We start from the raw sequence: 21,051 nt of genomic DNA, 5'->3' as shown, positions 1-21,051 counted from the left end.
ATATCCCTAAAAAATTAGTTAATCAACAAGATTAGCAAGGATCAGTAACACTCCTTTCTCGAAGGCACTCTTTGCCGCTTTTGCAATTGCTTGTTGTTCTTCTTGAGCGGAAAGTTTACCTCCTCCGCTACTTTCATGTTTGAAGGTAATATAAAGAGCCGTTTTTGGCAATACGTTTTTCTCAGCATATGCTCGAATGGCTGTCCACTGCTTAGAGGGAGAATTTTTCTTTCCTATACCAGTTATATCTTTCAGCGCCGCATGCAAAGTTAATTTGACATCTCCAATTAGATAAGCTTTATTATTTGTATCCATAGGAGAGCCTTCTTTGAAGATGAAGTCTGGTCGCGAACCCCCAATATTTTTTAATTTACCAAAAGCTTTTCTGTCTGCCTCAATGAATAATTCCTGGCAATTTAATCCTGCGTGGGTTGGTGTCCCATCTTGTAGGACGCCTGGCTCTAACCACAAGCGATTTAGAAAAGGTCCGCCTACACTATTAAAGATTCCGCAAATTTGTCCTTTAAGGAAATTCTCAAACTTAGTGCCATCTTTGAATTGCCCAGGAAGCTGGTCCAACTCAAAACCAGCGAAGGGCAGAAGACGCTTGACAATTCCAGTGAATGAATCCGCCATAGCTTCGCCTATTTTATTTTTAAAGTAGCCTTTGATTTCGTTGCTGGCATAGGTTTTTAAAGCGCTAAGTGCATCTTGTACGCTTATTGTTGCATTAAGTTCCATAATCGAAAACATCCCCGTCGGATCGCTATAAACGTGAGGGTTGTTGTAAACAAACTGATAGGGATTGCTACTCTCAGGCTCCATCTCAATCAAATCGATCGGATCGTAACTCATAAACCGCCCGGTTTCAGGATCGTAATACCGCGCCCGGAAATTGTACAGCCCAGTCGCCTCATCCAACCACTGTCCCTGGAAGCGGAAATCCCCACCTGCATTCCCAGGTAAAGAAGCTGCTGTCCCAGACGAACTTTTTAGGTTGCCAAAACTATCATAATTAAACTTAGCAACACCTTGACCGCTAGCACCAGCCAACCCAATCACCGAACCCATCGCATCCGTCAAATAATAAACCGGATTCCCGCTGCCATCAAACCGCATCAACGGCTGATTTCCCGCATAAACATAAGCACCCAAAGCATTACCATTCCCATCCATCACCAACTGTGGCGACTCCAAGCCATCACCCATAGAAGGCGCAACAATATAATCCTTTTCTACCCCCGCACTCTTGCTCTCAACTCTCCGTCCCGAACTATCATAATCGTACTCAACCAACACATTGCCCGCAGCATCCTTCACCTGCGAAATCAAATTATCAGTATTGTAATCAAAATCCCGAATCACCCCATTTCTATTAACAACATCCACCCGTCCCCCAGCATCATAAGTATAAGTCTCCACATTCGACCCATTCGTCACCGAAGCAAGCTGATTGACATTCTCGTAACTGTAAGTCCCCGCAGCCAAACCGTTTGATACAACTTGACGGTTGCCATCCGCATCGTAACCGTAATCAATCTCCTGCAACAAAACCCCAGCCGCACTGTAATAACTTTCCTTGTCCACCCGCAGCGAAGCATCGTACTCCAACCTCACGTAAGAACCATCTTCCCTGGTAATCTTAGTCGGTTCTCCAATTCCTTTTCGTTCGTAAGCAACAGATGCCAACACTGTCACTCCATCAGCAGCAAAATGAGTAATCTTTTCAACCAAATCCGTCTTATCTTGATACTGATAAACAGTCTTCACACCATTCGGCAAAGTCCTTTCTTTGAGACGATTTACTTCATCGTAAACCATGGCAGTTTCTAACACTTGACTGCCGGGAGAAGTTGCCTTCACTTTCTCCACATTGCCATTCGCATCGTACTTGTACTCGGTGATGTAAGCCGTAGAATCAGCAGCATTCTTATCAGCTTTAACGACAACCTTATCGACTCGACCCAAACCGTCGCGTTCGTAGCGAATGCTGCCGCCGTTAGGATAATCCAAGCCTGCAAACGCACCCGTATCCGGGTCATAATAATAGGCAGTCGTTCCCGCAGCATCCGTCACGCTTAAAAGCTGACCCGTTTCTGCATCCCAGTTAGAAACAACTTCCCCATCCAAGGTTGAAACCCTGCGCTTTTCCTGTCCCGCCGCATCATACTCGTAACTTACAGTTACTCCGCTGGGCAACTTCATTTGTTCCAAACGATTCGTGACGGCATTGTAAATAAATTCCTTTTCACCGCCATCGGGATAGATAATTTTCTTGAGATTTCCATCCTCGTACTGATAAGACAGCAAAGTTGCTTGATTCGGTCCGGTCACTCGTTCCAATCCGCTTTCACCGTAGTGATAGGTATAGACAGTATCGCCCAAGTCCGTAACCGTCTTCAACCGTCCCAAATTATCGTAAGTAAACTTGCGGTCATTGCCGCCCCGGTCTACAATTCGAGTCGGATAGTCTTTCGCTTCCTGCAAATTGTTGCTGAAAAGATACTCAACTTTCGACTTGGTTCCGTCGGGATAAATCGTTTCAACGGGCAAGTAATTAGGAGACTGTACTGAAGTTGTCTCTCTTCCCAAGGGGTCGATAACTGTCGTTCCATTGGAATTGTAGCGGTACTTCCAGACCTGACCGCGCGGGTCAGTCATAGTTTTCATCTGACCGTTAGAGTTGTAAGTATAGCTGGTCGTGTAGCGAGTGTTGGCATCCAAAACCACAGTTATTCCTGCTAACTTACCTATCAAATTATCTGCTACGCCTGGGTCGGGGTCAACGCCTACCAGCGCGTCGTAGTGGTAGATAGTTTCCACCCCCGTCGATTCATCTTTGACGCTTTTAACCCTGCCAATTTGGTCGTAGCCGTACCGGGTAACGCTACCGCTAGGGTCAGTTTCAGTTTCCAACTGACCTGCTTCATTGTAGGTAAATTTAATCTCGCCGCCACCGTTCGTTACCCAACCTCCCAACTTCCCGTCATCCGTAAACTTGCGTTCGATGCGGCCGATAGTTGGGGCTTCTACAGTAGTCCAATCTGCTCCAGCTCCTTCATAATCGTATTCTACCCACAGACCGTCACCGTAGTCAGCTTTTGTTTGCCGTCCCAATCCGTCATAAAAGAAGGTGGAAGTAACGCCATTTTCAGTCATGGTTTCCAACTTACCTTTAGCGTTGTAAGTCATCGTTGTCTCGTTGCCCGACGCATCTTTCGTCCAGCGGGGATTGCCAAAAGCATCGAAATTGCCGTAATAAGTAGTGCCGAAGGTATCGGTTTCTTGAACGACTCGACCTTGGGAATCGTAGACGTAGGATTGGATGATATTGCCGAGTCCATCCTGCATTTTTAGCATATTGCCAGCGCGATCGTATTCCATATGCAGGGAAGTTCCTGTGGGCATCACAATGGAGGTAGTCTGACCGTATTTGTTGTAAGTGTAGCGAGTGATTCCAGGCACCGTACCCGGACAACCGCAGTAGGGTTCGGTACGGGATAAGAGATTGCCGCTAGCGTCATAGGTGTATTTTGTTACCCCTCCGGCCGCATCTTTTGTTTCGATTAAATTGTTGTCATCATCGTAATTGAAGTTAGTTTCTTGGCCTAGCGCATTAACTTGTTTGACAACATTGCCGCGCGAATCATAGACATAGGTAGTGGGATTGCCGAAAGCATCTTTGACGGTTTGAATTGAGTTGTCTGGGTCGTAAATCAACTCTACGGGGTCGCCGTCTGCGTCAATTATTTTCTTCAAGCGACCTTTGTCATCGTATTCAGTTCTGACTCCCGTGTTTCCTAGCGGGTCGATGACTTTTTCTAAATAGTGAGATTGGTCGGTGTTGTAAACAAATTCTGTTTTATTTTGTTCTTGGTCGGTGGCGGCAACCAAATCCCCCTTAGCATCGTATTCGTACTTAACCTTCTTCCCATCCGGGTCAACAACACCGACAATCCTCCCAGCAGCATCCCTCTCAAAAGTCACCGACTTACCCGTACTGCTAGCAATCCCCGCATCGCTAAAAGTCAACTTATTCCCATTCGCATCAGTAGCAGTCAGCAAATCCCCAGATGCCGCATCAATCTCGTAAACAATACCCTCTTTAGTAGTCAACACATAAACCCTACCAAAAGCAGGATTTTCGGGATTGAAGGGCTGCCCGTTCACCCCGTAATACTCGCCGTACTCATTCCGTATCAAATTCGCGTCCTTAACCGTCAGAGTCACCGTCGAACCCTTTTGAGATTCAAAAGCCGGTTTGTACATCATCGCCCCCGGCCCAGCAGCCCCTAAATACTGATTCAAATGATGCGGAGTCGGCTTAAAAGTAAAGGTTTCCCGCTTACCACCGGGTAACGTAATGAATACCTTAGTCTTGCTATCAAAAGCTACGGTATTGATGCCCAACTCCTCGTAAATCGGGTCAGCCTTCAAAGAAGTCTTCAAATCAGTATCCCGGAATTCCATCCGCCAGCCGTAGCCGAAATCATCGCTATTATTCGCATTCAAAGAATCGTAAGTCCGAGTCACGTTAATCGGAATACCCGCCACCGGAACCGTCAAATCAGTAAACGACAACCGGAAATTCCCCAACTTCAAATCGCCCGCAACATTCACCGTCCTTTCAGTAGTCGAACCGTTGCCGTTGGTATCGAATGCAGTGAACTTGAGAACGTAAGCGCCGTTGGCCAAAACAGTCGGGTCAAAAGTCGCAACCGTTCCGTTGCTGACAGCAGCAGTTCCCCGATAAACCTCCTTAAATCCTCCGCCATCGCCCGGAATTTGCCCGCCACCAACTGGCGCTACTTCCAATGTATAGTATGCCAAACTGCTGTCACTAATCGTGCCGGTGATGTTGAAGGGCGCGGTGATTTCTGCATCATCTTCTAAACTGATGTGGATAGTTGGGGCATTGACATCGCTAGTATCAATTGCTGCTACTGTTTGAGTCGCAGTTCCGGCATTTCCAGCACTATCTTTAGCTGTTGCAATTGCCGTGAAATTGCCTAAATTATTTACCTTGACAGATGCTTGACCTTGTGCATCCAAAACTACAGGAGTGCCGTTGATAGTCAAACCCAAAGATTCAACTTTCACGTTATCGACAGCATTGACGGTAAATGTGACCGAATCTCCGAGATTAGCTGTATTTTTGCTGGCAACAATATTGACTTTAGGTGCGGAAGTATCCGCGACAACACTTAAATTGTAAGAAACAGAAACAGTCTTGCCAAAAGTATCGGTGATAGCAACTTGCACCGGCCCCGTCGTACCGACATCAGTTGCTTGAGGCATCCAACTAATGCGGCCGAATTCATCAACAGTCATTCCAGACGGCGACTGTATCAGAGAATAAGCAAGCAAATCCCCCTCAGCATCAGTCGCCCTTAAATCGTAACGATAGGTAGAACCAACAACCGCCGACTGAACAACAGGAACAGCAGGAACAATCGGTGTAGAATTTGCCCTTGCAGTTAATGTAAAACCTTGCGCCGCCCCCAAACCTCCAGCATCCGCAGCGCCTACAACTATTTGATGGTTTCCAGCAGTCGGGTTATCCCAAGTTAGCAATCCAGTTGCGGCATTTATTGCCATCCCCACTGGTGCTTTTAATAACTGATAAGTTAAACTACCACCCTCGGGGTCAGTTGCTTGTACCCGATAGCTGTACTGAGAACCCAAAGATGCTGCAAATACAGGAGTTGAAACTACTGTTGGAGGCAGGTTGACGGCAGCAGTTCCCACAGACACCGCAAACTTCTGATTTCCCACAGCCCCTTGAGTATCTGTTGCCAAAACTTCTACTTCATTGGAACCTACAGCATTAGTACCGGGAGTCCATTCAATTAAACCAGTCCGGGCATCAATCTTCATGCCTTCGGGTTTGGTGCCCAAACTGTAACGCAGGGCATCGTTTTCCGGGTCAGTTCCGAATACTTGATATTTGTAGGTGCCGTTGATTCCGGCAACAGTAACTGGAGTAGAGGCAATCTCCGGCGGCGTGTTAATCCCCGTCACCTTCAAACTAAATTCCTGACCCACATAGGAACCGAGGGCATCAGTCACTCGCACCGCAATAGTCTGTTCCCCAATTTGTTCCGGAGTAGGCTGCCAGCTAAGACTGCCTGTTTTAGCATCGATTACCATACCCTTGGGAGCATTATCCAAACTCCACAGCAAATAGTCTCCTTCGGGGTCGGTAGCAGCTAGCTGGTAGCGGTAAACCCGATCTAAATTAGTCACTGTATCCGGTGCCGAAGTAATGCTTGGAGGGCGGTTAACGGCCGAATTAGAGACATTAACAGTCCACGATTGGGTGTCGGTTCCCCCGAAGCCGTCGCTGACGGAATGTTAGAGGAGGGTGTAAAATAGTTAATATTGTTACGATCGGTCATTGCAAGCGGATGCCATCGAACTCTTGAATAAACCAACAACTAGATTAGAATATAAATTGCGATCGCATCTTTTCCTAAAGTAATTGAGCCAAAAGATTCAGGTACGATCCTGAAAATCCACAGCTATTAAAAACTGACAAGAAAATTGTGTTAAAATGTAAAGGTGTGAGGGCATGATTCCCGAATTTGATGAGAACGGCAACTTGCCGCCAGGAGTGTATTGGGCAGAGTGGGAAGAGTTCAAAGAGCGATTGGGAACAACTCCCCTTCGCAGTCGATCGAGAATAATTTGGCAGCCAAGCATTTAGCATCATCAACCTTGGTACTCTATGATGTATCGAGCAGCCCCAATGAAGGCAAAACTTGCCCCCTAGCTCGATACGGTTACAATCGAGATGGCAAGAGAGGTAAATTGCAGATTGTATTTGGGTTAATCTGCGATGCAGAAGGCTGCCCGATCGCCATTGAAGTATTTGAGGGCAATACAGCAGATCCGACAACCCTCACCAATCAAATTGCGAAACTTAAAGAAAGATTTGGGATTGCCAAAATCATTTTCCCACTTTCCATAACGTTCTGGCAAGTCTCGCCACGGAGCACCAGTTCGCTCGTATCCAGAGAATGCCATTCACCACTTGTCGGTGGTCGTGATTGGGTTTACCTGTTCGGGGTTTGAGTGGTGGAAGTAGCGGTTTTAACATCTCCCACTGTTCGTTACTTAAGTCTCCAAGGGTTCATGAGCGTTAAGAGCTTGCGCTCGACATATTTTCAAGGATACAACGAGTTTGAAAACATGCCCTAGGGGCAAATCGTAGCGGTAACTCCTGCCCAACGGGTCGATAACTTCAGTTAAAAAGGGTGGCTTCTCGTCAGTAGTCAAAGCATAGTTACCATCAAAATTTAGCATCGGTTTACTATTCACCAACACGCAATATACCTAAGCTCTCCAAAAACTCTGCCCACCAATACATTCGAGATAGTGCACCATGCTGTTTCAGTAATTCAATTGTGTCTAAAGAATTGGCAAAGTACAGCGGTGTCCAGCCTAAAAATCCAAACCTAGCATTGAGGTTTGCACCGTTGACAATCAGCAATTCTGCTACAGAGGTATTGCCGTTAGCCGCTGCTCTTTGTAATGGAGTCATGCCCGATCTGTCCCCCAGATTAACATCAGCTCCACTGACAATCAACAACTGTGCCGTCTCTGTATAACCCGCTTCTGCTGCTCTGTATAAAGGCGTTCCTCCGTTGCTCATAGCATGAATATCAGCTCCATTTTCAATCAATAATTGTGTTAAATCTGCACGACCACGCGCGACTGCTAAGTGCAAGGGAGTTGTGAAATCCTTTGCTTTTACATTGACCTGCGCTCTGTTTGCTAACAAAGTCTCGGCAGCACTCAGATAACCGGATGATGCCGCAAAGTGGAGTGGAGTCCAACCCAAAAAATTTTCTTTTGCATTGACCTCAATACCACGCTCGATTAGCAATTGAACTATAGGTTTGTGTCCTCCAAAACTTGTTGCCAAATGTAATAAATTCTCTCCATTTATCACATTAGCAATACTATTTTGCCTCATGTACTCTTCAAAAAAATCAATGTCTCCTAACAAAGCAGCGGCCGGTAACTCCATTGCAGCACCATTGGCAACTAATATTTCTGTTATCGTCTTAGCTCCCCGTATAGCTGCCGCATTCAGCGGAGTTTGTTCGTATTTATTTTTGATGTTAACATCAGCACCATTAGCAATTAGCATTTCTACCACATTTTTTTTTCCTCGATCTGCTGCCCAGTACAACGGAGTTTTGCCGAATTCATCACGGATATTGACATCAATTCCTTGGTCTAAATGTAGCCTTACAGTATCGATGTCGCCATCGCAAGCAGCCATATGTATTCCTTTTAGCGAAGAAGATGCACCACAACTAATGACTTTATCTATCATATTAACCAATGGAGAAATTACGAAGACAAAGACTGCTACAATCGCCACTGCGAGCCAGATATCATGTTTGAACATCTCTCTTTAACCTCTTATTTTTAGCCAAAATGGGCGTCCATAGTTGACCAATTGCTCAACGAATAGTTTTCAGAACAATCCTGCTCATAACCAACATTATACAAATAAATTTTAGCAGGATAAAACTAAGGTTCTGGAGTTGGGTTGCCAAATTCTGTCCGAACGGAGCCATACTGTAATAACGAAAATCCACCACTTATAGAAGCGGCGATAGCAGGTATTGCTGAAGGAGGCGAGACAATGGTTGCAACCGCAACACCCATGAGGAAACTTTCAACGCTACCACCACTAACGCCATCAATAGAATTACTGAACCTCAATCTTGCAGTAAACGGCGTTAATAGATTTGGGTTTGCTCCAAGTTCAGCTTTTGTGTATGCTCTGAATTTACCTCCTGATAGTGGAAACGATATGCTGGGAGCGTAACTGCTACCAGGACTACTAGCTGTCAGTCCCATGCCTAGAGTACCCACAGTCCACTTCGCAGACGTTCTGTGCCAACGACCTAAACCAAATAGGCCCAGAAATAGCGAAGCTGTCACCTGGCGCAAAGTAGCAATTAAAATCTTTGCTCCATAAGGCTTACAGCCATTTTGTCACATCACCGAGCGTGCGATCGCCCCCACTCCAACAAACTGAAACTCAGTTACCCACGGCAGAGTACAGTCAATACTCTGCCACAGCCAACCCGCAGGCTCAAAAAATATATGATTCGTACAGCCTAAATCTAGTCGAACGCTCGCTCTTCTTACTCGGCTGAAGTTAAAAACTTTAAAGCTTTTTGTGCCACTTCTTGAGCCCTGAAAGAAGTCACCTTTTGATATCTTAATGTAGTCTGAATGTTTTCATGCCCCATCAAAGCTCGCAGCTCTTCAACAGACATCAAGCCAACTCTTTCCGTAGCAAAAGTATGCCTCAAGTCGTGAAGGCGGGCACCTTTTAAGAGGAGACTATTTTCGATCGCCTCGCACCAATTAGTATAAATTCGGCGGTAAGACAAGCGCGTCACCTCCCGAGTAAAAGGGTTTTGTGCAGTAAATAATGCAGCAGAACTTGCATGTCGGTAATACCTAACATACTTATCCAAAACAAGCGCCGCATCCTCACTATAAAAGCACCACCGCCGTTTGTTCCCCTTACCGACCACCTGAAATTTACGCTCGACAGTATCTACTTGTTCTAAATCCATCGCCAAAAGTTCGCCAATTCTCGCCCCGGTGCGGTGCAACAACCGGACAACAGCATGCAGGCGCGCATCTTTACAGACAAGCCCGTACAACTCTCCAAGCTGCTCTTCATTCAAATAGCGTACCACTTCATCAGTACCGTGTTCTCCTTTCTCCAAGTTAGGCTTGCGGCGTTTTTTGCCAGCAATTGGATTGCGTTTGAGATAGCCAGCAGCCACCGCATAATTGAACAGCGCTTGGATAATTGCTTGATGTCGGTGGTGGGTAGCAATCGATAAATTTTCTAAGCCTTCCAAATAATCTGATATAACCTGGTGGCTAATAATTTCCACTGGCAAACGACCGCATTCAACAAGCAACGGCAGTAACGCTACCTCATAGGAGCGCCGCGTACTTTGAGCCAAACCGGGACGTTCTAAAAACTCTGCAGCTAATCGAGCCAAAGTAACAGCCAAAAAACAAACTTTCCTGAAATCACACTTCAACTAATGCCTTTCTCTCTTACGCACTTTACTTCAGGAAAAATTGACAGTTTTCTATGTATACTTTTGACCAGCAAACCGTTCCCCAACCCCAAGAATCGCTCCACAGCTACATCAAAAGACTGCGAAACCATTTCTCTCTGGAGCCAGCAGCAGCTAGCGACAGCAGCAGGCATACACCTCCAAAGTCTGGGAAAACTAGAGCGAGGTAAAACAACCCGACTCAATGAAAAAACCAAGAAGGGTTTAGCAGTTGCCCTGAATATCCCTGAAGAATACCTGGATGCAGTTGTTTCAGGACGAACTGTAGAAGGCTTGCAGCAGAAACGATATTGTCCCTGCTGCTTTCGGGCAAATGCGAACCCAGAACCAGCATGGACGCTGCCCAGGGCTAAATATTGTTTGCTCTGCGGCACCCAACTTCTGAGCAATTGCATTAGCTGTTTTGAACCGATCGCATCATTTAAACATAAATTTTGCCCCCACTGCGGCACTCCTTACTCCCAGTCGGGTCAAAAACGCTCTGCTGGTTAAGTTTTGTTGTAAAACTAGAATTCTATCGGTTTGGGGAGGAATCTGCGTGAAACGCCATTGGGAACCAGAAGAATTAATCGAACATTTTACCCTGCTTGAGGGAGAAAGGACGCTGCTGGTAAATAAAACTGGAGCCACTCGCCTCGGTTTCGCCGTTTTGCTGAAATGTTTTGGTAAAGATGCTCGGTTTCCAGTTAAAAAGCAAGACATTCCCAAATCAGTTGTCTCGTACATTGCTCTTCAAGTAGAAGTATTGCCCGCTCAATGGCAATTTTACAAGTGGAGCGGGCGTACAATGGAATATCACCGAGCGCAGATTCGTGCCTATTTCGGATTTCGAGAACCTACAGTTGCCGACGGGCAAGCTTTGAGTGAATGGTTGGTCGAACAAGTGCTGGTCCGCGACCTCAACGAACAGCATTTAACGGAAATTGCCTATCGACGACTGCGAGAATTAAAAATTGAACCGCCTACCAGCAGGCGAATTAGCAGATTAATTAAGTCGGCAATTCATACAAGCGAACAAAACTTTTGTGCTGCCATAGCAGCTCAAATTTCACCAGAAAGCGCAGCTAAAATTGATGCGATTTTAAATTGCGATCGAGGATTGGAATCGCCTACTCCTGAATCTGGGGTTAGCGATTTCAACAACCTGAAATCCGACCCGGGTCGCGTGGGTCTTGATAGCTTGCTCAAAGAAATTGACAAATTGCAAGCTATCAGACAATTAGAATTACCAGAAAACTTATTCGCTAATGTTGCTCCGAAGATTTTACATCATTACCGGCAGCGCGCTTCGGCCGAACCGCCCAGGGAGTTGCGCCGCCATCCAGAACCCATACGTTACGCGCTAGTTGCAGCTTTCTGCTGGCAAAGAAGTCAAGAGATTACAGATAATTTAGTCGAATTATTAATTCAAATTGTTCACAGGATTGGCATCCGCGCCGAACGCAAGGTAGATAAGGAGTTAATTGCCGATTTCAAGCGAGTCAGCGGCAAGAATCACATTTTATTTCGCATGGCAACTGCTTCTTTAGAGCAGCCAGAGTCAGCGGTCAAAGATGCTATTTATCCCGTAGTTAGCCCATCTACTTTAAGCAATTTAGTAAAAGAATTTAAGTCGAGCGGTCCTACCTATCGAGAGCGGGTTTACACCGTAATGCGAGCTTCTTACCTGCACCATTATCGCCGAATGGTGCCACAAATCCTCTCTTGTTTGGAATTTCGCTCGAATAACGAACTTTACCAACCCGCAATCGAGGCGCTAAAGTTGATCGAGAAGTATACGGGCAGTTCCCAACATTATTATGCGCCAGAAGATGAAGTGTGCGTCGATGGGGTGCTGAAAAATAGTTGGCGGGACATTGTAGTGGAAGTGGATGAAGAGGGTTGTGAAAAAATCAACCGCGTCAATTATGAAATTAGCGTTCTGCAAACGTTAAGGGAGCAACTGCGTTCTAAAGAAATTTGGGTTGTTGGTGCCAAACGTTATGGCAATCCAGAAGAAGACCTACCCAAGGATTTTGAGGCGCAACGACAGGTTTATTATCAAGCTCTAGGTCAGCCAACTGATGTGTCAGATTTTATTAGTAACTTGCAGCAAAAAATGGCAGCAGCTTTAGAGCAATTAGATGCTCAATTGCCCAAAAATCCCCGCGTAAAAATCCTCACAAGGGATAATGGATGGATTTCAGTTTCTCCTTCCGAATCCCAGCCGGAACCGTTAAACTTGCAGCGCCTCAAGATAGAATTGAGTTCGCGCTGGCCGATGACCAGTTTATTGGACGTTTTGAAAGAAACCGATTTGCGAGTGGGATTTACGGAACAGTTTCACAGCGTAGCATCTCGCGAGACTTTGGATAAGAAAATTTTGCAAAGACGGCTATTGCTCTGTTTGTTCGGATTGGGAACTAATACAGGCGTGAAGCGGATTAGTAGTGGAGGAACTGGGGAGAATTACCCCGATTTGCTTTATGTCAAACGGCGTTACATTCACAAAGAAAACTTGAGAAATGCTATTGCACAGGTAGTTAATGCAATTTTTCAGGTAAGGATGCCGCATATTTGGGGTGAAGGAACGACTGCTTGTGCTTCTGATTCTAAAAAATTCGGTTCTTGGGATCAGAATTTGATGACTGAGTGGCACATCCGCTATGGGGGACGCGGGGTGATGATTTACTGGCACGTTGAGAAGAAGTCTGTTTGTATCTATTCTCAGTTGAAGACTTGTTCTTCTTCCGAGGTGGCGGCTATGATTGAGGGTTTGTTGCGCCACTTTACGGATATGAAGGTGGAAAAGAATTATGTTGATACTCACGGACAAAGTGAGGTGGCTTTTGCTTTCTGTCACTTATTGGGGTTTCAGTTGTTGCCTCGTTTTAAAAGAATTCACGTAACTGCTCACCGCAACTGCGTTGCAGTATCGCAAATGGAGCCACAAATGGTGATGGAAAAATTTGCGCGTTTTGTAGAAACGGGAAATTTCCCAAGCTCAAAATGCAGGCTGCCACTGAAAATAGCTACCGTCACAAGCCCACAATTAAGTTCAACTGAACTGTAAACCCGGAGGACTACGACCTGCTAAACAAAGTAACTGATAAAGTTGCGCGATCGCTTCATGTCCTTGCAACCGAACTGTTTCGAGAAAGCTGAACATTTGAGCCACCAGTTGAGCGCCCCAATCGCTGCGCGCCCCGCCAGTTACTTTCCGATGTACAACTACTGGACGTAAAGCTCTTTCGGCATCATTGTTATCAGGTTTCACTTGTGGATAATCTAAAAAGGTGAACCACTCTGTCCAATGACGTTGCATTCGGTTGGTTAATCGTTGGGCATCGGCAGGCCATCCCGTAACTGGTGGATTGTGCAAAACTGCTTGCAGTTGAGCTTCAATTACCGAACGATTGCCAGCGAGTTGAAGGCAACTCAATTTCCCAGCATGATAGTCCCTGTGCAAAGTTCTGGCAGTGGTTAAAATCTCACCCACGCCTTGGGCAAACAAACGATTAGCTTCAAATCGACTGAGCTTGAGTGCTTCTAAATCTCGTTCCAGATGTGTTAAACATTTCTGTTTCGCCGCTGCTGATTGTCGGTTGTAAGCACTGAAACAATCGCTGCTGAGAATGCCTTCAAAGTTTTGTCCCAATAACTGCTGAAGTTCGGCACTACTCCGAGTCGGAGCTAATAATAGTACACAAACTCGATCGCTGGTGGCTACCCACAACCAATACTTGATGCCATCAATACAGTAAGTTGTTTCATCTACGCAGCGCACTCCCGGCTGTTGCACGTAGGTGAGCCATTGTTGATAAATTGGCTGCAAACTTTGCTGAAAGTAGCGCTGCATTTTGGCTAAACTTCCTTGAGAGATGGGTACTCCTAAGACGTGTTCCACAAAATATTCTTGTTTTCTCCAGGGTAAGTTACCACCATATCCCAGCCAACCCACCACGCTACATAACCTGCTACCATAGCTAAACCCTTCGATGACGGAGGGTGGTAGTTGAGAGTATCCCGACCAGCCACAATCAACACACTGACATAATGGGCGACGGTATTCTCTGATTTCTACTGGTTGCTCTACCAATTCGGCTACTTGTTGCACTTTGGTTGGTGTTGTTGTGATCGCCTCAACTCCTGCCTGACAAACTGGACATCGCTCGGGTTGTAACTCAATGATGTGGTCGGGTTCGCCAAATCCATTTCGTGTCTTGCCCGGATGGTCGTATTTTGGACCGCGTTTTTTTCCTTTTTTTCGCTTGCTTTTGTCGCTAGGTTTTTTAATTTGGTCGGCTGATGGAGGGATAGAACTGTTTGATGAGGAGCGGTTTTTCAGCTTGGATAATGCTTCTTTTAACTGTTCGATTTCCTGTTGTTGTTCTTCGATAAGCTGCTGTTTTTCTGCCAGTTTTCGCTGTTGCTGTTTGAGTTGCTGTTGTTGCTTGAGCAGCCATTCTCCTAATGACAGCATTGTCTGTGCCATCTGCTCTACTGCGATGGCTATCTCTGGTGGTTCGCTGGTCAGTGCTGGTGTTTTAAGCATGAAAGCTACTATACTCTATTTTCGTCGGCTTTGGCTCAACCCCTTACTACACTTGCAACAGATGCAACAGAGGCCAGCTCGATTGCCATCATTAGCAATACCGCAACGCAGTTGCGGTGAGCAGTTACGAATTCACAAGCAAAAATTGTATCGGGATGCTGCGGGTCAAAGTAATACTTATCCTAATTTGCTACCCGTGCTGACAAGACCAATAAATTGGGATTTAATTCGCAATCAGTACGACCAAATGGTTAAGTATGCTACAGCTTTGAGGTTGGGTACGGCGGAGACAGAGGTTATTTTAAAACGATTCAGTCGCTCTAATTTGGTGCATCCTACTTATCAAGCTCTGGCTGAGTTGGGTAAAGTTGTGAAGACGATTTTTCTGTGTGAATACCTTCAGAAGGAGGAGTTGCGTCAGGAAATTCATGAAGGGTTGAATGTGGTTGAACGGTGGAATAGTGCTAATAGTTTTATTTTTTATGGCAAGAGTAGTGAAATTGCGACGAATCGATTGGAAGACCAGGAGATAGCGGTGCTGTCGCTGCATTTGTTGCAAGTCAGTTTAGTTTATATCAATACTTTGATGATGCAGCGGATTTTATCGGAGAAAGAGTGGTTGAAGCTGATGCAAAAAGATGACTTGCGGGCGCTGACGCCGCTAGCTTGGGGACATATTAATCCTTATGGAACTTTCCGGTTGGATTTGGACGAGCGATTGTTGATAGATGGCGCGGCTTCTTGATGCGGGACGGTGTTAGGCGCTCAAACCCTTATCTAGCAAGGGTTTTACTTGCTACTTTGCGCCAGGTGACAGCTTCGCTATTTCTGGGCCTAGCTGAATTAATAGTCATTCCCGGAGGAGATTGCAGTAACTGGTACTGCGAGATAGTACCGTCGGCATCAGTTGCTTGTACCTGATATGTATAAGGGCGTCCTGGCGATGCTGTAAATACAGGTGTGGAAGTAATTGCTGGGGGAAGGTTGATAGCAGTTTGAGAAATGGTTAGCGCGTATTGCTGTGAAGCTGTAGCCCCGCTTGAGTCAGAAACCAACACCCCCACGTTCTGCACGCCCACCTGTGATAAAGAAGGAGTCCACTGAATCAACCCGGTTTTAGGGTTAATTGTCATTCCGTTTGGTGGCGAAACCAAAGAGAAAGTTAGGGGGTCGTTTTCGGCATCTCGTGCCACTATCTGGTACTTGTATGCTTTGTCAGCAGCAGCTAGGGTTGGGGGACTGGAAATAATACCCGGAGGGGCGTTAACTCCCCGCACGTTGAGGGTGAAGGCTTGACCGACATAAGCCCCCGATGAATCCATGACCCGCACGGCTACTTCTTCCTAGTCCTGTTGTAGCTCCTGAAAGTGTTCCAATAAGAGTTCCTAATATTAATACCCAACATTCCGAGTAACACCACCCTCATTATTGGTTTAACTCCCAAAACAGTCGCATTATTAGCATTAATATACTGCTTGGCAACAACACTATTCTTGTCATATTAATCAGAATTATGTTTTTTCTGAAGGCTATCAATCCATAAGTCAACTCTTTCTATTCCTGTCTTAACAAATTCACTTGCGATAGCTGCATCGATTTCTTCCTCCACTTCTGCAAAATCTTCTTCAACAAAATATCTGTCAATTCCCCACCATTTATCAAAAATTTCCAAAGAAACGTGATTGTCTTCAAAAAATATTTGATATAAATTAGCGCCTAAATAGAGAGACTTAATATTAGCTAAAAATAATAATTTTATTTCAGCTATATCTCCTTCAGATTCGATAGGACTTACTCGATTGTGTTCCCATAATTGAATTTGAGATATACTTTCTAGTAAGTCAGGCTCAAGGTCTAACATCGTTAATTTATTTTTAAAAGCCTCGCTTGGTTTAATTACATAGTATCCACACGTCATGAACATTTTGTTTCTCCTCACTGATTTTACTATTAACTAATGCCAGATTTCTCGATAAGTTTGGCTTGCACCAAATCGCTAGAGAAATACCCACTAGGGTCAGTATTGTTGCTGGCAATTAAATTAATTTGATCGGACGATAGCCCATTTTTGTTATGAGCGATCGACCAACAGTTTCTGAGAAAGTTTTAGCGATCGCATGAGGAGCCTACAACTTCCTAAGACAAGAGTAAAAAATCCAGTGTGTCAGCTAAAGCGATAAGTTTTCTAACTGAGTAATAACCTGTTCGGCATGATAGCGCTCAGTAAAAAACTTTGGTGCGACTTTGGTTAGACTATTACAAATAATAGAAGAGTCTTCTGCAATAATTAGAGGAGTTTTGCGGTCTGCCAAATCTCCCAAAATATTAAGAATAACTTCAACTAAATGTTCATCAGCATTTTCTAGTAATTCTAGCAATGGATATAAAGCATTTTGCTTACCTAATCGGTACTGTGCAGCTAAAATTTCAGCTTTTGTGTCTAGAGACTCCTCTGATTCAAAATAGTTTTGAAGTTTCGGAATAATCTTCGGTGTTCCTAAGATGCCAAGAGTGCAAGCTGCATAAGCTCTGACTGGCTCAATGGGATCGCTTAAAGCTTGCTCAAGTCCTTCTAAAATTTTTAAATCTCCTACCTCAGCTAAATCGGCAAGTGCTTCTGCTGCTGATACTCTAACGAGCCACTCTGGGTCTTTAGTAAGCGCAGACAAAACTTCTTCAATTGCTGGTTTATATTGCAATCTAGCGAGCCCATCTAACGCATCAGCCCGAACGCGCTCTTCTGAATCAGCAAGCATCCTCACAAGTACAGGACCAACAGTCTCCTTTTTTTCTTCGCCCAGCCATCCTAATGCTTCTACTGCAAGTCCTCGGATATTTTCTTCTGGCGAAGTGAGCAACTCAATCAAAATCGGAACAGCTTTATGCACTTTTAAATCTTGGAGCTTCATAATTGCTAATGTTTGTTTACAAGAATCGCCAGAACGACAGTCTTCTAACAATTCTCTTACAAGAAGATCGTCCATAAAAAACCTCTCAATTAACTTCCTGAATTGATGATATAGTAATCCTAAATGATTTGCAAGATCATAGGCGAGCAAGATGCTCACACTACAATGATTCTGGTCTCGATCGATTTTGCGACTGATTTAGGACTGCTATAGATTATCAATATTCGTTTCTTTTGCTCTTGTTTCTGTTTTTAATGGCTTTTTGTGTTTTCTCAATGCGTTTAATTTTTGCATTATCTTTGTTTTTCTTGGCTTCCCTCATTAACTCAGTAAGCGCTTCCTCCATTGTTTGAATTATTTTTCCATTAGAACCCGTTTCGCCTATCAGTCCTCTAGCCTCCTCTAAAATTCCTGTGTCGCCCTGATTACCTTGATGACCCCGTTGTGAGGCAAAGTAAGGAACATATAAGTCCAGAAAATTATTGATTGATTCTTCTGTTGCCAGCTTAATTGTGGGTGCGGCCCAATAAATCGCAACTAGAGCACTGATAGCTGCTATCAGCGAGGTAAGGTCACCTATCGTCGTCGTAGATAATCCAGACGGATCGATGTAATTAACTGGATTGGCATGAGCGTAAAGATACTTATGCAGTGACATCGGATCTTCCAAGGTGCCCTCATAAGTATCCCGCCGAGTAAATCTTCCAGTCTCAGTATCGTAATACCGCTGTCTGAGATAATAATCCCCTAAATTCGGATCGAACTGCTCTCCAGCAAAGCGGTAATTATTAGCAGTAGCGCCAGCAGATGCAATTAAATTGCCAAACGCATCATAACTGTAAGTATCAGTGACAACCCCACTAGCATCAGTCAACCCCCTCGTACTGCCCAACCCATCAACCAAATAATACGAATCAACATTCCCCCGTTCTTGAGAAATCAAATCTAACCCGTGCACGTAACTAGCGATCGCACTATCATTAACCAACTCCTCCAACACTTGAGCATAAGGCAAATTCTTATCAACCAAAAACTCAGTAGTCACCCCATTAACAGTCTTGCTTGCCCTCACCCCATCCGCATCGTAAGCATAGCTAATACTCTCACCCGTCGGAGTTTGAACGCCAACCAAACGTTTTTCCTGATTCCAAGTATAAACCGTCTCTTGAGTACCGTTCTCAATCTTGCGAGTAGTATTCCCATTCGCATCGTAACGATACTCAGTCGCCTTCACTAAAACGCCATTCTGCCGCAATTCCTCCCTCAACAACCTATCATTATCATCATAACTATAAGTCGTCACCCCACCAACAGAATCAGTCTTCGTCAGCCGATTTCCCACGGCATCGTAGCCATAACTAATCGTGCGGTTCCCATTAACCGGATCGGTAATTGTTTCCTTTGTCAAACGGTACAAATCGTCATACTCGTACTCAACCTTGCGCCCGTTTTGTTCGGTAACAACCTTGCGGTGGCCGACCGGATCTAAGGAATGAAAAATTAATAACTTGATTGCTTAGTGATTTGAGGTACGGCTCGATAGTTCCATTTTGGTAAATATTCATCAAAAACAATTTTCAGATTTTTCTTGAAATCATCACTCACCTTTCGACCAATTTCATAGATTTTATCGACCACATTTACAACTACACATAGACCCTGATTAGTGTGAGTTTTTTCCATGAGATTTTTGACTAAATTTAGGCTTGTAAAAATCACTCCTTGACAAGCTCTGGTAATATGAGGAAAGAGTCGATGTTCAATGGGATTATACTTAGATGTATAGGGAGGATAATGAGCAATTCTGATCTCAATTCCAATTTCATCGACTAATTTTTGTAAATCTTGTTTAAAAATATAATGATTAGCATTATTGCTGCCGCCGCCATCACACTTAGCTAAAATCGAATTGGCATTAGGATAAGCAGCTTTTCCATAATTATTCCACCAGTTTTTAATAGACTCACAAGCAAATTCACTGGTATCTTTACTGTTCCCTAATGTTACATACCCTCTATTTTTTTGGCAATCGTAAATTCCATGTGGAATCACTTTCCCGCAACCTAAACTCCAAAAATCATGATCCAAAGTAATAAGAGGTTCGGTTGTATAAATTGGAGTTTAGACTAAGCAGGTCAAAAAGTACGATCGCTGTGAGACTAGCGAACAGTTCTCAAGAACGGCAACGGTTGCTGGCGCTCAGCTATCAGGTTCAACAATAAGATAGATGCCAGCGACCGTTGACGTTCTCGGAGACTTGCAATTTGAAAAAAAACTGCCTGCGATAGTTTCAACAGACAGCATCAGGGTAGAAGATTGAGTATTCAGCTAAAAATCTCAAATCTACCTGCCATGAAGTTAGAACAATTACAGGAATTTCGTCAACTAGCTTATGAATGCCTCGGCCAGGCAAAAGATGCCACCTTTGAGCTGGCAGATGCAGCGATGACGACCCGCCACGTCTCATGTTTAGGAGATTTTGCCCTCAGTCCTTTATTTCGACGTGAATGGTCAAGCGTCTACGAAGCCCTGCAAGATTGCAGCCCAGACCGAGAAAAGTTGATGCAACTGTATAGTCATTTCAAATAAGTATGAGACACTCTTTCTGCACAATAAGCACGAATAACTTCATCAAGAGATGTGCCAGGAGACGCATACATTTTAGCTCTCTTTAATGCACTAAAATCATGCTCAATATCATTTAAGTCAGGAGAGTATTTTGGTAAAAAAAGTATCTGATGGCCTGCTTCCTCCACCAGGAGCCTAATTGCTGTCTTACGATGAATCGGTGCATTATCCATGATTAATATTGATGGTATTGTTAAAGATGGCAATAAATATAAAGCTAACCACCCTTCAAAACTTTCTGCATTCAAGCTCCCTGTAAAGACCATAGGTGCAATCAAGTCCTTGTTGCCTTTTCTTCTTCCTGCTACTAAATTTTCTCTTTTTCCGCGTTTTCCTTGTCTCTCCCCATATACTTTTCTCCCTTTTTTTGACCACGCATAAACACAAGCATGAAACTCTTCAAACCCTGACTCATCAATAAATACAAGGCTTTTACTCCCATGAACTTTAATTAAAGTTCTCAGTGTTTGGTAGTATTGTATTCTTTCTTCTCTATTCCTTTCTCTATAACGAAATTCTTTTTTTTTATCGTAATTTTCATTTTCTTTAAGGCATAGCATATGGCACTCGCTCTCACCCCGAATTTCCTTGCTCTTTCTATTAATCTTGCTTCGGGATTTTCTTCTACATCTTTTCTGAGCATTTCCCAGTCTATCTTTCGCTCACGGTGTTCTACCTTAGTGGCTCGAAGGTCTTCCCTCCCTAGCCATCTGTATATTGTTGCTCTTCCTACTTTAAACAGGGCGGCGGCTTTGGTTATACCCCCTCCATTTTCCACATAATCCACTACTCTTTTTCTTAAATCTAGACTGTATGCCATTTTTCGGCTCCGAGTTAACAATTTTTCTTG

14 protein-coding genes and 6 pseudogenes are annotated in these 21,051 nt (G+C 44.4%); 8 read left to right on the top strand and 12 right to left on the bottom strand.

Annotation, left to right across the window (positions count from 1 at the left end):
• Positions 1–18: 18 nt before the first annotated feature.
• A complete protein-coding gene (locus tag OSC7112_RS40535; protein ID WP_015179834.1) occupies positions 19–6,246 on the bottom strand; it encodes a putative Ig domain-containing protein in 6,228 nt (2,075 codons plus the stop codon).
• Positions 6,247–6,571: 325 nt separating this feature from the next.
• On the opposite strand from OSC7112_RS40535, the pseudogene OSC7112_RS42065 reads away from it, so the two are divergent.
• Positions 6,572–6,676, top strand: a pseudogene (locus OSC7112_RS42065) (DUF6932 family protein); the annotation flags it as partial.
• Positions 6,670–6,951: pseudogene (locus OSC7112_RS41505) on the top strand (IS1634 family transposase); the annotation flags it as partial. The pseudogenes OSC7112_RS42065 and OSC7112_RS41505, both read left to right, overlap by 7 nt.
• Here OSC7112_RS41505 and OSC7112_RS36715 read toward each other — a convergent pair.
• Positions 6,952–7,099, bottom strand: a pseudogene (locus OSC7112_RS36715) (transposase); the annotation flags it as partial.
• Positions 7,100–7,312: 213 nt separating this feature from the next.
• On the bottom strand, positions 7,313–8,419 hold the full coding sequence (locus tag OSC7112_RS33460) for an ankyrin repeat domain-containing protein (protein WP_015179832.1): 1,107 nt from the start codon (positions 8,417–8,419) through the stop codon (positions 7,313–7,315).
• A gap of 240 nt (positions 8,420–8,659) precedes the next feature.
• On the opposite strand from OSC7112_RS33460, the gene OSC7112_RS37600 reads away from it, so the two are divergent.
• Together OSC7112_RS37600 and OSC7112_RS40530 are read left to right on the top strand one after the other, a co-directional pair.
• Positions 8,660–8,845: a hypothetical protein gene (locus tag OSC7112_RS37600; protein WP_015179831.1), complete on the top strand. Its 186-nt coding sequence runs from the start codon at positions 8,660–8,662 to the stop codon at positions 8,843–8,845.
• Positions 8,846–8,987: 142 nt separating this feature from the next.
• A complete protein-coding gene (locus OSC7112_RS40530; protein ID WP_190274484.1) occupies positions 8,988–9,179 on the top strand; it encodes a hypothetical protein in 192 nt (63 codons plus the stop codon).
• Here the strand turns inward: OSC7112_RS40530 and OSC7112_RS33455 are convergent.
• Positions 9,168–10,061 carry a tyrosine-type recombinase/integrase gene (locus tag OSC7112_RS33455; RefSeq protein ID WP_015179830.1) on the bottom strand — a complete coding sequence of 298 codons (894 nt, stop codon included), beginning with the start codon at positions 10,059–10,061 and terminating at the stop codon, positions 9,168–9,170. The genes OSC7112_RS40530 and OSC7112_RS33455 overlap by 12 nt on opposite strands.
• Positions 10,062–10,154: 93 nt before the next feature.
• Between OSC7112_RS33455 and OSC7112_RS33450 the strand changes: the two genes are divergently transcribed.
• Complete coding sequence (locus tag OSC7112_RS33450; protein ID WP_317623973.1) at positions 10,155–10,622, top strand: helix-turn-helix domain-containing protein; 468 nt, start codon at positions 10,155–10,157, stop codon at positions 10,620–10,622.
• 46 nt (positions 10,623–10,668) lie between these two features.
• A pseudogene (locus OSC7112_RS33445) lies at positions 10,669–13,017 on the top strand (Tn3 family transposase); the annotation flags it as partial.
• Between the two features lie 150 nt (positions 13,018–13,167).
• Here the strand turns inward: OSC7112_RS33445 and tnpC are convergent.
• Positions 13,168–14,664 carry an IS66 family transposase gene (tnpC, locus tag OSC7112_RS33440; protein ID WP_015176254.1) on the bottom strand — a complete coding sequence of 499 codons (1,497 nt, stop codon included), beginning with the start codon at positions 14,662–14,664 and terminating at the stop codon, positions 13,168–13,170.
• A gap of 127 nt (positions 14,665–14,791) precedes the next feature.
• Between tnpC and OSC7112_RS33435 the strand changes: the two are divergent.
• Positions 14,792–15,409, top strand: a pseudogene (locus OSC7112_RS33435) (Tn3 family transposase); the annotation flags it as partial.
• A 28-nt stretch (positions 15,410–15,437) separates the two neighbouring features.
• Here OSC7112_RS33435 and OSC7112_RS33430 read toward each other — a convergent pair.
• The 5 genes from OSC7112_RS33430 to OSC7112_RS33410 all read right to left on the bottom strand — a co-directional run bounded on the left by OSC7112_RS33430 (position 15,438) and on the right by OSC7112_RS33410 (position 19,688).
• Positions 15,438–15,986: an Ig domain-containing protein gene (locus tag OSC7112_RS33430; RefSeq protein ID WP_015179827.1), complete on the bottom strand. Its 549-nt coding sequence runs from the start codon at positions 15,984–15,986 to the stop codon at positions 15,438–15,440.
• 179 nt (positions 15,987–16,165) lie between these two features.
• Positions 16,166–16,588, bottom strand: a complete 423-nt coding sequence (locus OSC7112_RS33425; RefSeq protein WP_015179826.1) for a hypothetical protein — start codon at positions 16,586–16,588, stop codon at positions 16,166–16,168.
• A 244-nt stretch (positions 16,589–16,832) separates the two neighbouring features.
• Entirely contained in the window at positions 16,833–17,648 is an 816-nt protein-coding gene (locus OSC7112_RS33420) for a HEAT repeat domain-containing protein (protein ID WP_015179825.1), read from the bottom strand.
• Positions 17,649–17,790: 142 nt separating this feature from the next.
• The gene (locus OSC7112_RS33415; protein WP_479687541.1) at positions 17,791–19,074 is read right to left on the bottom strand and encodes an RHS repeat-associated core domain-containing protein; all 1,284 of its coding nucleotides are present in this window, start codon (positions 19,072–19,074) and stop codon (positions 17,791–17,793) included.
• Positions 19,074–19,688: an ISAzo13 family transposase gene (locus OSC7112_RS33410; protein WP_263053645.1), complete on the bottom strand. Its 615-nt coding sequence runs from the start codon at positions 19,686–19,688 to the stop codon at positions 19,074–19,076. The genes OSC7112_RS33415 and OSC7112_RS33410 overlap by 1 nt, the downstream gene beginning before the upstream one ends.
• Positions 19,689–19,925: 237 nt before the next feature.
• Between OSC7112_RS33410 and OSC7112_RS33405 the strand changes: the two are divergent.
• Positions 19,926–20,147 (top strand): annotated as a pseudogene (locus OSC7112_RS33405) (hypothetical protein); the annotation flags it as partial.
• A gap of 2 nt (positions 20,148–20,149) precedes the next feature.
• Here OSC7112_RS33405 and OSC7112_RS37595 read toward each other — a convergent pair.
• Together OSC7112_RS37595 and OSC7112_RS41500 are read right to left on the bottom strand one after the other, a co-directional pair.
• Complete coding sequence (locus tag OSC7112_RS37595) at positions 20,150–20,761, bottom strand: transposase (protein ID WP_223300650.1); 612 nt, start codon at positions 20,759–20,761, stop codon at positions 20,150–20,152.
• On the bottom strand, positions 20,662–21,021 hold the full coding sequence (locus OSC7112_RS41500) for an IS630 transposase-related protein (RefSeq protein WP_041622479.1): 360 nt from the start codon (positions 21,019–21,021) through the stop codon (positions 20,662–20,664). The genes OSC7112_RS37595 and OSC7112_RS41500 overlap by 100 nt, the downstream gene beginning before the upstream one ends.
• Positions 21,022–21,051 lie beyond the last annotated feature (30 nt).

Origin of the sequence: Oscillatoria nigro-viridis PCC 7112, assembly GCF_000317475.1 — a bacterium.
Classification (GTDB): domain Bacteria; phylum Cyanobacteriota; class Cyanobacteriia; order Cyanobacteriales; family Microcoleaceae; genus Microcoleus; species Microcoleus nigroviridis.
This window is presented reverse-complemented; position numbering and strand designations above follow the sequence as displayed.

What these genes read in the sequence shown, in the direction of transcription:
- OSC7112_RS41500 (WP_041622479.1), bottom strand. Translation starts at nt 21,021, where the DNA reads ATGGCATACAGTCTAGATTTAAGAAAAAGAGTAGTGGATTATGTGGAA.
- OSC7112_RS33460 (WP_015179832.1), bottom strand. Translation starts at nt 8,419, where the DNA reads ATGTTCAAACATGATATCTGGCTCGCAGTGGCGATTGTAGCAGTCTTT.
- OSC7112_RS33430 (WP_015179827.1), bottom strand. Translation starts at nt 15,986, where the DNA reads ATGGATTCATCGGGGGCTTATGTCGGTCAAGCCTTCACCCTCAACGTG.
- OSC7112_RS37600 (WP_015179831.1), top strand. Translation starts at nt 8,660, where the DNA reads ATGGTTGCAACCGCAACACCCATGAGGAAACTTTCAACGCTACCACCA.
- OSC7112_RS37595 (WP_223300650.1), bottom strand. Translation starts at nt 20,761, where the DNA reads ATGCTATGCCTTAAAGAAAATGAAAATTACGATAAAAAAAAAGAATTT.
- tnpC (WP_015176254.1), bottom strand. Translation starts at nt 14,664, where the DNA reads ATGCTTAAAACACCAGCACTGACCAGCGAACCACCAGAGATAGCCATC.
- OSC7112_RS33420 (WP_015179825.1), bottom strand. Translation starts at nt 17,648, where the DNA reads ATGGACGATCTTCTTGTAAGAGAATTGTTAGAAGACTGTCGTTCTGGC.
- OSC7112_RS33425 (WP_015179826.1), bottom strand. Translation starts at nt 16,588, where the DNA reads ATGTTCATGACGTGTGGATACTATGTAATTAAACCAAGCGAGGCTTTT.